Raw genomic sequence first — 11,102 nt, 5'->3', positions numbered from 1 at the left:
CCCAAACACCTCAGATTTGGGCGCCATCATAGCGCCCGATTGAAGTGTCCAAAATCATTAGGCCAGTTCAGCTTGCCTGCGATAACGGTGGGCCAGCTACCAATGTGCTCGCTGATACACCGCTATCGCAGGCAAGCCAGCTCCCACATTTTGATCGCATTTCAATTAAGCAGACGGGTAATGGCCCGCACGATCATCTCGACTTCCTTGGCATCCAGCGTCAACGGTGGCAGCAGGCGGATGATCTTGCCCCGCGTCACGTTGATCAGCAGCCCATGCTCCTGGGCCGCCCGCAGGGCCAGGTCACGCAAAGGCTCGGCCAGTTCAATGCCGATCATCAAACCCTGCCCACGGATCGCCAGCACATTCGGGTATTCGCTCAACTCCACCCGCAAGCGCGCCAGCAGGCGTTCGCCCTGCTGCGCGGCGTTATGCAGCAAACCTTGCTCTTCGATGATATCCAGCACGGTGCAACCCACACGGCAGGCCAGTGGATTGCCGCCAAACGTGCTGCCGTGGCTGCCAGGGGTGAACAGTTTGGCCACCGACGCACGCGCCAAGCAGGCGCCGATCGGCACACCGTTGCCGAGGCCTTTGGCCAGGGTCATGACGTCCGGGACAATGCCCTCGTGCTGGAAGGCAAACCAGGCGCCGGTGCGGCCGATACCCGTCTGGATTTCGTCGAGCATCATCAGCCAGCCGTGGCGCGTGCAGTGATCACGTAAGGCCTTTAGATAGCCAGGCGGCGCAGGCAGTACGCCGCTTTCGCCCTGGATCGGCTCCAGCAGCACTGCCGCAATGCGCGCACCGTACTGCTGGGTGATTGCCTCCAGCGCGGCCAGGTCGCCAAAGCCGATCTTGAGGAAATCCCCCGGCAGGCGCTGAAAACCCAAGCGCACCGAGGGACCATCGCTGGCGGCCATGGTGCCGAGGGTGCGCCCGTGGAAGGCGTTCGCCATCACCACCACCAACGGCTCTTCGATGCCTTTTTTCCAGCCGTGTAACCGCGCGAGTTTCAGCGCCGTTTCGTTGGCCTCGGCGCCAGAGTTGTTGAAAAACGCCTGGTCCAGGCCCGACAAGCCGGTCAGGCGCTCGGCCAGCCGTTGCTGCCAGTCGATGCTGTAGAGGTTGGACGTATGCAACAGCAAGCCGGCCTGCTCACTGATGGCCGCCACCAGCTTGGGGTGGGAATGCCCGACGTTGGTCACGGCCACGCCGGCCACGGCATCCAGGTATTCGCGGCCCTGCTGGTCCCACAAACGCGTGCCCAGGCCACGGGTGAAGCTCAAAGGCGATGGTTGATAGGTGGTCATCAGGCAGGCGGCGGTCATGGCGTCGAACTCCAAGGCAGTGTGTCAGTGCACCCAGTATCGTTAGCCACCCGAGCTGGATAAACTGCGCAAACCTGCAATGACTTTAAAGCTGGGCTTGATAATGGATCTGTTCCAAGCGATGACGGTGTACGTAAAGGTGGTGGAGACCGGCAGCATGACCGCCGCCGCGCAAGAGTGCGGGATGTCGACCACCATGGTCGGCAACCATCTGCGTGCGCTGGAGCAACGGCTGGGGGTCAGCCTGCTCAAGCGCACCACGCGCAAGCAGAGCCTCACCGAATTTGGCGGGGAGTATTATCAGCGCTGCCTGGAAGTGCTGGGGTTGGTGGCCGACTCAGAATTACTGGCCGAACAGATCCACAGCGAAACCCCCAAGGGCGACCTGCGTATCACCGCGCCTCCGGTATTCGGCACTGAACGCCTCGTGCCGGCCTTGAGCGAGTTTTCCAAACGCTACCCGCTTATCAACCTGTACGTGGTGCTGAGCAACGAGCGGATGGACCTGGTCGACAGCGGCTTTGACGTGGCGATCCGCCTCGGCGAACTGGAAAGCTCCAGCCTGATCGCCCGCCCCATGCAGGACTACACCCTCACCCTCTGCGCCTCACCTGAATACCTGGCGCGACGCGGCACGCCGCAGACGCCTGATGACCTGCAACAGCACGACTGCCTGGCGTTCGCCTACCCGGCGAACGACAACTGGCGCGACACCGGCAAACTGTGGCGCATGAGCAATGACGGCGGCGAGGTGGAAATTCCGGTGTCCGGCTCATTGACCATCAACAGCTCACAAGGCTTGCGCCAGGCAGCCGTGAACGGCATGGGCATCATCATGCTGGCCGATGCCCTGGTACACCCGGACCTGGAGAGCGGCAAGCTGGTGGCCTTATTGACCACCTATAAATTGCCCAGCCGCCCCATGCACCTGCTGTATCGCCAGGACCGTCATCGCCTGCCCAAGCTGCGGGCGTTCGTGGACTTCGCGATGGAGCAGTGGGCGCGCTAGAAACCTACGCCCAACTCACGCAAGCGTGCCGCTGTGCGCTCGGCCGACACATGGTGAATCCCCTGCCAACCGAGTGCGACGGCGGCCTCGATATTGCCCGCCACATCGTCGATAAACACCACCTCACTGGCCTGGATATCCGGCAGATGGGCGCGCACTTGGCTGAGGCTGGCGTGATAGATCGCCGGATCGGGTTTGATCAGCTTCAATTCGCCGGACACCACGATGTCTCGAAAGCGCTGCAGGAACGGGTAGTTGGCCCGGGCGTACGGGAAGGTTTCGGCTGACCAGTTGGTGAGCCCGAACAACGGCATGCCGGCCTCGTGGAGCGCCTCGAGGATCGCCACACCGTCCGGCAAAGGCCCGCGCAGCATTTCGTGCCAGCGGTCGTAGTAGGACTGGATCAATAATTCATGCTGAGGATGTTGCTCGATCAGGCGGCGAGTGCCTTCGGCCAAGGTGCGACCGGCATCCTGCTCGGTGTTCCAGGCCTGGGTGCAGATGGTGTCGAGGAACCATTGCCGTTCGTGGTCGTCGGCAATCAGCTTGCGGTAGAGGTGTTGCGGGCTCCAGTCGAACAGGACACCGCCGAAATCAAAAACTACTGCACGAATCGTCATCAGATCCTCCGTTGGCGTGGCTTGATAGCCAAAGGAGTCTGCCAGATTGTAAGGGAGGATAGGAGCGCGAGAACGCGCGGGAAATCTCTGAACTGTAGGAGCCGGCTTGCCGGCGATGGCATCACTGCGGTGTGACTGAAACACCGCGGTGATGCGATCGCCGGCAAGCCGGCTCCTACACGGTGATCAGGCTTGGATCAGGCCATTGATCTTCACGGTCGGGTTCACGTCGGCGTCGTAGTCCACGCCGTCGATTTCAAAGCCGAACAGGCGCAGGAACTCTGCCTTGTAGCCGGCAAAATCGCTGATCTCGTTGACGTTGTCGTCGGTCACCTGGTTCCACAGTGCAGCCACGGCGTCCTGGACTTTCGGCTCAAGCTCAGCCAGGTCGGCACGCAGGCGGCCGTCGGCATCGAGTTTCGGCGCTTTGCCGTACAGGCTGTCCTTGAACAGGCCGTAGACCTGCTCGATGCAACCTTCGTGAGTGCCCTGCTCTTTCATCACTTTGAACAGCAGCGACAGGTACAGCGGCATGATCGGGATCGCCGAGCTGGCTTGGGTCACAACGGCCTTGAGCACCGACACACGGGCATCGCCTTTGAGAGCGGCGAGGTTGTCGCGCAGGGTCAGGACTTTCTTGTCCAGGTCTTTCTTGGCTTCGCCGATGGAGCCGTTCCAGTAGATGTCCTGGGTCAGCTTCTCGCCAAGGTAGGTGAACGCGGTGGTCTTGGCGCCTTCGGCCAACACGTCAGCGTCACGCAGGGCGTCGATCCACAGCTGCCAGTCTTCGCCGCCCATCACTTTGACGGTGCCGTCGATTTCTTCCTGGGTCGCAGGCTCCAGGGTGGTGTCGACCACCACACCCTTGTCGGTGTTGATCCCGCGCAGGGTTACGGCCTTGCCGATCGGCTTGAGGGTGGAGTTGTGCACCACGCCTTGCGGGTCGGTACGGCGTGGCGCGGCCAGGCTGTAGACCACCAGGTCGATCTTGCCCAGGTCTTTCTTGATGGTTTCGATGGTCAGGCGCTTGATCTCGTCGGAGAACGCGTCGCCATTGATGCTCTTGGCGTACAGGCCTTTTTCAACGGCGAACTTCTCGAACGCGGCGCTGTTGTACCAGCCGGCGGAGCTCAGCTTGCCTTCTTCGCCTTCTTTCTCAAAAAACACGCCCAGGGTGTCGGCGCCGCAGCCAAACGCAGCACTGATGCGCGCGGCCAGGCCGTAGCCGGTGGAAGCGCCGAGGACCAGCACCTTCTTCGGGCCGCCTTCGATGGCGCCGTGTTGGGTCACGTAGTCGATCTGTTCCTTGACGTTCGCTTCACAGCCAACAGGGTGAGCGGTCACACAGATAAAGCCACGAACCCGCGGTTTGATGATCATAAAATTTCTGCCTCTTCCAAGGGGTCGACGGCCAGTGGTGGCCATTCAACTTCATTCGTACGGGTCTATGACGTCCGAAAAACCGAAGCGTCACGATAGTCGCAAATCTTCTGTTTACAAAATCCAATCCCAAAAACGCGGGATCGGCCGTCGCAAGGGTTAAAAACTGTGTCGGGCCTTCACAATTTCGCAATATTTAAAACGCCCGTCGGGGTCATAACCCCCTATCATGACTACATTGTTTCGCTATGTTTCATGTCCGGAGCCACGTTTCATGAGTAAAAGTGCTGTTCGCAAGAAGCTGATCTCCGTCGCCTGGGCGCTCGGTGTTCTGCTGTTCATCTACTGCTTCCCGCGGACCACCCTGGTGTTTCTGCTGCTGGTGGTGTTCTGCGGCGTTTACGATTTCCTGCGCAATGGTCTGTATGACGCTGACACGATCAAGAAATATTTCATCGGCAGTGGCCGCAACACCTGGCTGCTGGCGCCGTTCAACACCCTGTTCGACCTGCTGAGCCAACGCAACCGCCATGTTTACACGATGCGCGATCTGCCGCCTGCCTGGCGCGAAGACCTGCAGCAAGTGATCGACGACGCCATGGCCCGCAAGGATGAAATCATCGGCTATCTGGACGAGCGCATGGCCGAGAAAAAACGCGGCATGCTGTTTTTCCAATGGTACGGTCGCCCGATCGAAACCAGCCTGGATATCCCGCAACTGCGCAAGAAACTGCCGTTCGTGAAGACCATCGGTGTTTCGGTGTTCAACGAAAACCGCTCGACGTCCTTCCACTTCGGCCCGCTGCGCATGATGTTCCGCGTGCTCTACAACATGGCGCCGGCCCCTCACCACGAGGGCGTCTACATCCAGGTAGGCAAGCACAAGCATTACTGGCACGACGACCCACTGTTTATCTTCGATGACACGTTGATGCATGCGTCCTTCAACAAGAACGACGCAAAACGTTACTGCCTGTTCATTGATATTGTGCGACCGACCCTGCTGCCGTCGGTGCTCAACGCCGTGATCGCGGGCTTTGCCGGGCTGGTCTTTACCCTGCGTCGGGTTTTCTACAAAAACTGGAAGCTGATTCAGTAAGTTCTGCGGCATGATGGTGCTGGACGGTGTTTGCACTCGGCGTAGCGCCTGGGGTAAAAAATCGTCTCGTGCGTCCGTATTCGGCGCCCACCATTCTCAAGTCATCGCGCTCCAACAGGGCGCGGTGGCTGTGCTTTCAAGGAATCAGAATGCCCCAACGTCAAGTCATCAATGCCTCCGTCAGCCCCAAGGGCAGCCTCGAAACCCTGTCCCAACGTGAAGTGCAGCAACTGAGTGAAGCCGGCACCGGCAGCATCTACACCCTCTTCCGTCAATGCGCCTTGGCCATCCTCAACACTGGCGCGCATATCGACAACGCCAAGACCATCCTCGACGCCTACAAAGACTTTGAAGTGCGCATCCATCAGCAGGATCGCGGCGTGCGCCTGGAACTGCTGAATGCCCCGGCCGATGCGTTCGTCGATGGCGAAATGATTGCCAGTACCCGTGAGATGTTGTTCAGCGCCCTGCGCGACATCGTCTACACCGAGAACGAACTCGACAGCCAGCGCATCGACCTGAGCAACTCCCAGGGCATCACCGACTACGTGTTCCACCTGCTGCGCAACGCCCGCACGCTGCGCCCGGGTGTCGAGCCGAAGATCGTGGTGTGCTGGGGCGGGCACTCGATCAATACCGAAGAATACAAATACACCAAGAAAGTCGGGCATGAACTGGGCCTGCGCAGCCTCGACGTGTGCACCGGCTGCGGCCCTGGCGTGATGAAAGGTCCGATGAAAGGCGCGACCATTTCCCACGCGAAACAACGCATTACCGGCGGCCGTTACCTGGGCCTGACTGAGCCGGGCATCATCGCCGCCGAAGCGCCGAACCCGATCGTCAACGAGCTGGTGATTTTGCCGGATATCGAAAAACGCCTGGAAGCCTTCGTGCGCGTCGGCCACGGCATCATCATCTTCCCGGGTGGCGCGGGCACGGCCGAAGAGTTCCTGTACCTGCTGGGCATCCTGATGCACCCGGACAACAAAGGCCTGCCGTTCCCGGTCATCCTCACCGGGCCAAAGCACGCCGCGCCTTACCTGCAGCAGTTGCACGCGTTTGTCGGCGCCACCCTGGGCGAAGCGGCGCAAGCCCACTACCAGATCATCATCGACGACCCGGCCGAAGTGGCCCGCCAGATGACGGCCGGCCTCAAGGCGGTGAAGCAGTTCCGCCGCGAGCGCAACGACGCGTTCCACTTCAACTGGCTGCTGAAGATCGACGAGGGCTTCCAGCGCCCGTTCGACCCGACCCACGCCAACATGGCCAGCCTGCAACTGAGCCATGCGCTGCCCCCCCACGAACTGGCGGCCAACCTGCGCCGCGCGTTCTCGGGGATTGTGGCGGGCAACGTCAAGGACAAGGGCATTCGCCTGATCGAAAAGCACGGCCCGTATGAAATCCACGGCGACCCGGCCATCATGAAACCACTGGACGAACTGCTGCAGGCATTCGTCGCCCAGCACCGCATGAAGTTGCCGGGCGGCGCGGCGTATGTGCCGTGCTATCGCGTGGTGCAGTAACTAGCGCTGCACCGCCACACATTTGATTTCCACCAGCAGGCCGGGGTGTGCGAGTTCCGACACCCCGATCGTGGTCCAGGCGCAATGCCCGCGTGGGAATAGGCGGTTTTTCACCTCGCGAAAAACCGCCATGTGCTGGCTCATGTTGACGTGATAAGTGGTCATGTCCACCACGTCATCGAAACTGCATCCCCCCTCCTCCAATACGCTCCGCAGATTCTCCCAGGCGGCGATGAATTGCGCCTCGGGGTCTTCGATGACAGCCAATTGTGGCGTGCGCCCAACCTGCCCCGCGCAGTAAAGGGTTTTGCCGACCTTGACCGCCGGCACGTAGCCGGCGCGTTCGACGATGGGGTGCATGGCGGTGGGGATGATGAGCTGGCGATCGGTCATATGTTGTATCTCTTTACAGTCGTTTTGAGGCGTGCCGATGGGATGAGTCGGGCTAACGTTTTACCTGTTCCCACTCACCCACACCAGAAGAGCGACCTATGGACCAACGGATCTTGTCCTTCACTATTCCTTACCCTAAGGTAAGGCGCATTGCGATGGAGATTTTTAATATGGCAACCGCCACACTGACTTCAAAAGGGCAAATCACTATTCCGGTCCAGGTGAGGACCGCCCTGGGCCTGGAAACAGGCGACCGCGTCGAGTTCGTCGAAATGGAGGACGGCAAGTTCTCGATCATCTCGGCGAGCAAAACCGTGCAAGACCTCAAGGGCCTTATCCGCAAACCCGTCAAGGCCGTGTCGATCGAGGACATGAATCTCGCGATAGCATCGCAAGGAGCAAAAGCGGGATGATCGGCCTGGATACCAACGTGCTGGTGCGCTATGTCACCCAGGATGATCCCGTTCAATCTCCCAAGGCATCCGAGCTGATCGAGTCGCTCACCACACTGTCGCCGGGCTTTGTCAGCCTGGTGTCGGTGGTTGAGTTGGTGTGGGTCTTACAAAGCTGCTACCAGTCGACCAAGAGTGACGTGGTGGCGGTGCTGGAAACGCTGCTGCGCACCCGTGAGCTGACCATCGAGCATGCTGAGATCATCTGGCAGGCCCTGCGGCGCTTTTCAGCCAACAAGGCCGATTTTGCCGACTGCCTGATCGAGCGTTGCGCTCATTCGGCCGGCTGCAAATACACGGCCACGTTCGACCTCAACGCCGCCAAGGCCACGGGAATGAAACCGTTGACCTGAGCCACGGCATTGCTAGACGCTTCAGCCTTTGGTAAAAATCGCGCTCAACCGTGATCAAGAGACACACTCACCGTGCGCATGCTCCTTCTCGCTACCTTGAGCATGGCGTCGGCCTTTGCCAACGCCGAAGCCATCACTTGGCCCGACCTGCCGACAACCTGTTTCGTCAGCGGGCGCTCTGCCACCAGTACGGATGTGGATACCGGCTGTGCGGCGTTCTTGATCAATGTAAAAGGCAAGGCTGCGGGTACGCCGATCAAGCTGGATATTCCGCAGTACGCCCTGCATGTTGACGAAGCCACCGGCAAAGAGACGCCGGTGATCATCATCCAGGCGGAAGAAAACGGTGACATCAAGGCCGTGGGCTACAAGGAGCTGGGCACCGATCAACTCGGTGCCGCGCTGTTGCGTGAGGTGCGATTGCTCGGTACCCAGAAGCCGATCTAGGCCTCAACGTACCCAGCCACCACCCTGCCAGTGGTAACCATCGTTACGTTGTACCCAGTGAGGGTGCACATAGTGATAGCCCTCGCGCACGGCTTCCCAGTGGCCGTGCACGGCCACATAACGCCCGCCTTCCCAGCGCCAGTAGCCACGGGACCACACGTAGCCGTAACGGGCTGCGGGCTCGACTTCGATCACCTGCACCGGTGGCGGTTGCGGCGCCACCACTTCGACATATTCACGCTGGACCGGCCCACGCCCGTGCACGACCCGTTCCTGCACACACCCGGACGCCGCGACGACGACCGCGGCCATTGCTGCATAACGTAGCAACATACAAAAACCCTCGGGCGTACTCGCCCAACAAACACACTGAAAATGCCCCCTTTGCTGCAGCCTCGCTCCTGCTTGGCCCTGGGTTCTTTTTAACAGGTGGTGTCTGTCGGTGGGCTGAACAGCAAATGCCTCAAACCCTCCGGATGTAGTGAGCGGGCTTGCCCCGCGCTGCACTGGGTCATTTGCATCGTGGTTGGCTGATACGCCGCGGCGCGGGGCAAGCCCGCTCACTACAATAAAAAGCCCGCTGACCGTTACCGGTTCAGCGGGCTTTTTTGCATCGGGCTTGGCTTACAGCGCCAGGTCAGACGCCGGCTTGCTTGGCTCTGCCGCAGGCTTGGCAGCCTCGGTGGCCTTGGGTACAGCCAGTTGCGGGATCGCAGGCGGTGGAGTCAGTTGCAGGACGCCAGCCGAGTAGGCCCATTCCTTGGCAACCGCTTCAGGGCTGTCGTTCAGCTTGGTGCCGTAGCTCGGTACGATCTGGTGCAGCTTGGCCTGCCACTCAGGGGTCGCGACCTTGTCCTTGAAGACCTTTTGCAACACGGTCAGCATGATCGGAGCCGCGGTGGACGCGCCTGGCGATGCACCCAACAGGCCGGCGATGGTGTTGTCGGCGGAGCTGACCACTTCGGTGCCGAGTTTCAGGACGCCGCCCTGCTCTTCGTCACGCTTGATAATCTGCACGCGCTGACCGGCTTGCCACAGGCGCCAGTCTTCTTTCTTGGCGTTCGGGAAGTACTCTTTCAGGGCGTTGTAGCGGTCGTCATCCGACAGCATCAGTTGGCCAGCCAGGTACTCGACCAGTGGGTATTCACGAATACCGACTTTGGTCATTGGCCAGATGTTGTGGGTGGTGGTGCTGGTCAGCAGGTCCAGGTACGAGCCTTCTTTCAGGAACTTGGTCGAGAAGGTCGCGAATGGGCCAAACAGAATCACGCGCTTGCCATCCAGCACGCGGGTGTCCAGGTGTGGAACCGACATCGGTGGCGCGCCAACCGAAGCTTTACCGTAGGCCTTGGCCAGGTGTTGCTCGGCGATGGCCGGATTATCGGTGACCAGGAACGAGCCGCCGACCGGGAAGCCAGCGTATTCACGGGCTTCAGGGATGCCGGATTTTTGCAGCAGGTGCAGTGCACCGCCGCCCGCGCCGATGAACACGAACTTGGCGTCGGTTTCGGTCTTGGTGCCGTCTTTCAGGTTTTTGTAGCTCACACGCCACGAACCGTCGGCGTTCTTGGTGATGTCCTGCACTTCGCTCGACAGTTTCAGGTCAAACTTCGGTGTGGTTTGCAGGTGAGCGACGAACTGGCGGGTGATCTCGCCGAAGTTCACGTCGGTGCCGATCGGTGTCCAGGTGGCCGCGATTTTCTGGTTCGGGTCACGCCCTTCCATCATCAGCGGAACCCACTTCTTGATCACAGCCGGGTCTTCGGAGTACTGCATGCCAGCGAACAGCGGGCTCGCTTGCAGGGCTTCGTAGCGCTTTTTCAGGAACTTGATGTTGTCATCGCCCCACACAAAGCTCATGTGCGGAGTGGAGTTGATGAACGAACGCGGGTTCTTCAGCACGCCCTGCTGGACCTGCCAGGACCAGAACTGACGGGAGATCTGGAACGCTTCGTTGATCTCGACCGCTTTGGGGATCTCAACGTTGCCGTTCTTGTCTTCCGGGGTGTAGTTCAGCTCAGCCAGGGCCGAGTGACCGGTACCGGCGTTGTTCCAGCCGTTGGAGCTTTCTTCGGCCACGCCATCAAGGCGCTCGACCATTTCCATCGACCAGTCCGGCTGCAGCTCGTTGAGCCATACACCCAGGGTTGCACTCATGATGCCGCCGCCGATCAGCAGCACATCGACTTTCTTTGCCTCTTCCGCGTGAACGGACGTGATCCCCACCGACAAAGCCAGCCCCAGCAGGGCAGTGTTCAGTTTTTTAAACATCTGTAGCACCTATGATAAAACGCCATCCGCCCCACCGCCCCTGATCATGGGCAGCCCTCCATCACGGTGCGCCAGGCAACGCACCGCGGGGTTTGCACATTCACGAGGAGACCGCAGGGTGGGCACACAAGGCCGACGTGTCGACCTCACTTTTATGTCCCTTCTGCGCTGACTTCTTATCATTATTGGCTTCAGCTACCTGGGCGACAGCCAATCGCTGGGAC

The 11,102-nt window shown here is 60.2% G+C and carries 12 protein-coding genes; 6 read left to right on the top strand and 6 right to left on the bottom strand.

What is annotated here, in order from left to right:
* Positions 1-161 precede the first annotated feature (161 nt).
* A complete protein-coding gene (locus tag AC07SU_RS28095) occupies positions 162-1,331 on the bottom strand; it encodes an aspartate aminotransferase family protein (RefSeq protein ID WP_494998913.1) in 1,170 nt (389 codons plus the stop codon).
* Positions 1,332-1,434: 103 nt separating this feature from the next.
* Here AC07SU_RS28095 and AC07SU_RS28090 point away from each other — a divergent pair, with 103 nt between their 5' ends.
* The gene (locus AC07SU_RS28090; protein ID WP_494998912.1) at positions 1,435-2,340 is read left to right on the top strand and encodes a LysR family transcriptional regulator; all 906 of its coding nucleotides are present in this window, start codon (positions 1,435-1,437) and stop codon (positions 2,338-2,340) included.
* On the opposite strand, the gene AC07SU_RS28085 is transcribed toward AC07SU_RS28090, so the two are convergent.
* On the bottom strand, positions 2,337-2,960 hold the full coding sequence (locus AC07SU_RS28085) for an HAD family hydrolase (RefSeq protein WP_494998911.1): 624 nt from the start codon (positions 2,958-2,960) through the stop codon (positions 2,337-2,339). The two genes, AC07SU_RS28090 and AC07SU_RS28085, sit on opposite strands and share 4 nt — an antisense overlap.
* Before the next feature lie 186 nt (positions 2,961-3,146).
* Positions 3,147-4,340, bottom strand: a complete 1,194-nt coding sequence (fabV, locus tag AC07SU_RS28080; RefSeq protein ID WP_176995384.1) for an enoyl-ACP reductase FabV — start codon at positions 4,338-4,340, stop codon at positions 3,147-3,149.
* Positions 4,341-4,614: 274 nt separating this feature from the next.
* On the opposite strand from fabV, the gene AC07SU_RS28075 reads away from it, so the two are divergent.
* Complete coding sequence (locus tag AC07SU_RS28075) at positions 4,615-5,439, top strand: aspartyl/asparaginyl beta-hydroxylase domain-containing protein (RefSeq protein ID WP_176995383.1); 825 nt, start codon at positions 4,615-4,617, stop codon at positions 5,437-5,439.
* Between the two features lie 149 nt (positions 5,440-5,588).
* A complete protein-coding gene (gene ppnN / locus AC07SU_RS28070) occupies positions 5,589-6,962 on the top strand; it encodes a nucleotide 5'-monophosphate nucleosidase PpnN (protein WP_494998910.1) in 1,374 nt (457 codons plus the stop codon).
* On the opposite strand, the gene AC07SU_RS28065 is transcribed toward ppnN, so the two are convergent.
* A complete protein-coding gene (locus AC07SU_RS28065) occupies positions 6,963-7,355 on the bottom strand; it encodes a RidA family protein (protein ID WP_494998909.1) in 393 nt (130 codons plus the stop codon).
* Between the two features lie 155 nt (positions 7,356-7,510).
* Between AC07SU_RS28065 and AC07SU_RS28060 the strand changes: the two genes are divergently transcribed.
* The 3 genes from AC07SU_RS28060 (at position 7,511) to AC07SU_RS28050 (ending at position 8,607) form a co-directional block, all read left to right on the top strand.
* Positions 7,511-7,768, top strand: a complete 258-nt coding sequence (locus AC07SU_RS28060) for an AbrB/MazE/SpoVT family DNA-binding domain-containing protein (protein ID WP_494998915.1) — start codon at positions 7,511-7,513, stop codon at positions 7,766-7,768.
* Positions 7,765-8,160: a type II toxin-antitoxin system VapC family toxin gene (locus AC07SU_RS28055; protein ID WP_176995380.1), complete on the top strand. Its 396-nt coding sequence runs from the start codon at positions 7,765-7,767 to the stop codon at positions 8,158-8,160. Before AC07SU_RS28060 ends, AC07SU_RS28055 begins: the two co-directional genes overlap by 4 nt.
* A 78-nt stretch (positions 8,161-8,238) precedes the next feature.
* Positions 8,239-8,607 (top strand): hypothetical protein, encoded by a 369-nt coding sequence (locus AC07SU_RS28050; RefSeq protein WP_494998914.1) that lies wholly within the window; start codon positions 8,239-8,241, stop codon positions 8,605-8,607.
* A 3-nt stretch (positions 8,608-8,610) separates the two neighbouring features.
* Here the strand turns inward: AC07SU_RS28050 and AC07SU_RS28045 are convergent, their stop codons facing one another.
* Positions 8,611-8,940 (bottom strand): YXWGXW repeat-containing protein, encoded by a 330-nt coding sequence (locus tag AC07SU_RS28045; protein WP_494998908.1) that lies wholly within the window; start codon positions 8,938-8,940, stop codon positions 8,611-8,613.
* 291 nt (positions 8,941-9,231) lie between these two features.
* On the bottom strand, positions 9,232-10,878 hold the full coding sequence (mqo, locus tag AC07SU_RS28040) for a malate dehydrogenase (quinone) (protein ID WP_494998907.1): 1,647 nt from the start codon (positions 10,876-10,878) through the stop codon (positions 9,232-9,234).
* Positions 10,879-11,102: the final 224 nt, after the last annotated feature.

It is taken from the genome of Pseudomonas sp. GW821-FHT05H12 (genome assembly GCF_059419385.1).
The sequence above is the reverse complement of the archived record's forward strand: the minus strand, read 5'-3'. Positions and strand labels throughout refer to the sequence as shown.

What these genes read in the sequence shown, in the direction of transcription:
- fabV (WP_176995384.1), bottom strand. Translation starts at nt 4,340, where the DNA reads ATGATCATCAAACCGCGGGTTCGTGGCTTTATCTGTGTGACCGCTCAC.
- AC07SU_RS28045 (WP_494998908.1), bottom strand. Translation starts at nt 8,940, where the DNA reads ATGTTGCTACGTTATGCAGCAATGGCCGCGGTCGTCGTCGCGGCGTCC.
- AC07SU_RS28060 (WP_494998915.1), top strand. Translation starts at nt 7,511, where the DNA reads ATGGAGATTTTTAATATGGCAACCGCCACACTGACTTCAAAAGGGCAA.
- AC07SU_RS28055 (WP_176995380.1), top strand. Translation starts at nt 7,765, where the DNA reads ATGATCGGCCTGGATACCAACGTGCTGGTGCGCTATGTCACCCAGGAT.
- mqo (WP_494998907.1), bottom strand. Translation starts at nt 10,878, where the DNA reads ATGTTTAAAAAACTGAACACTGCCCTGCTGGGGCTGGCTTTGTCGGTG.
- AC07SU_RS28050 (WP_494998914.1), top strand. Translation starts at nt 8,239, where the DNA reads ATGCTCCTTCTCGCTACCTTGAGCATGGCGTCGGCCTTTGCCAACGCC.
- AC07SU_RS28065 (WP_494998909.1), bottom strand. Translation starts at nt 7,355, where the DNA reads ATGACCGATCGCCAGCTCATCATCCCCACCGCCATGCACCCCATCGTC.
- AC07SU_RS28075 (WP_176995383.1), top strand. Translation starts at nt 4,615, where the DNA reads ATGAGTAAAAGTGCTGTTCGCAAGAAGCTGATCTCCGTCGCCTGGGCG.
- AC07SU_RS28085 (WP_494998911.1), bottom strand. Translation starts at nt 2,960, where the DNA reads ATGACGATTCGTGCAGTAGTTTTTGATTTCGGCGGTGTCCTGTTCGAC.
- AC07SU_RS28095 (WP_494998913.1), bottom strand. Translation starts at nt 1,331, where the DNA reads ATGACCGCCGCCTGCCTGATGACCACCTATCAACCATCGCCTTTGAGC.
- AC07SU_RS28090 (WP_494998912.1), top strand. Translation starts at nt 1,435, where the DNA reads ATGGATCTGTTCCAAGCGATGACGGTGTACGTAAAGGTGGTGGAGACC.
- ppnN (WP_494998910.1), top strand. Translation starts at nt 5,589, where the DNA reads ATGCCCCAACGTCAAGTCATCAATGCCTCCGTCAGCCCCAAGGGCAGC.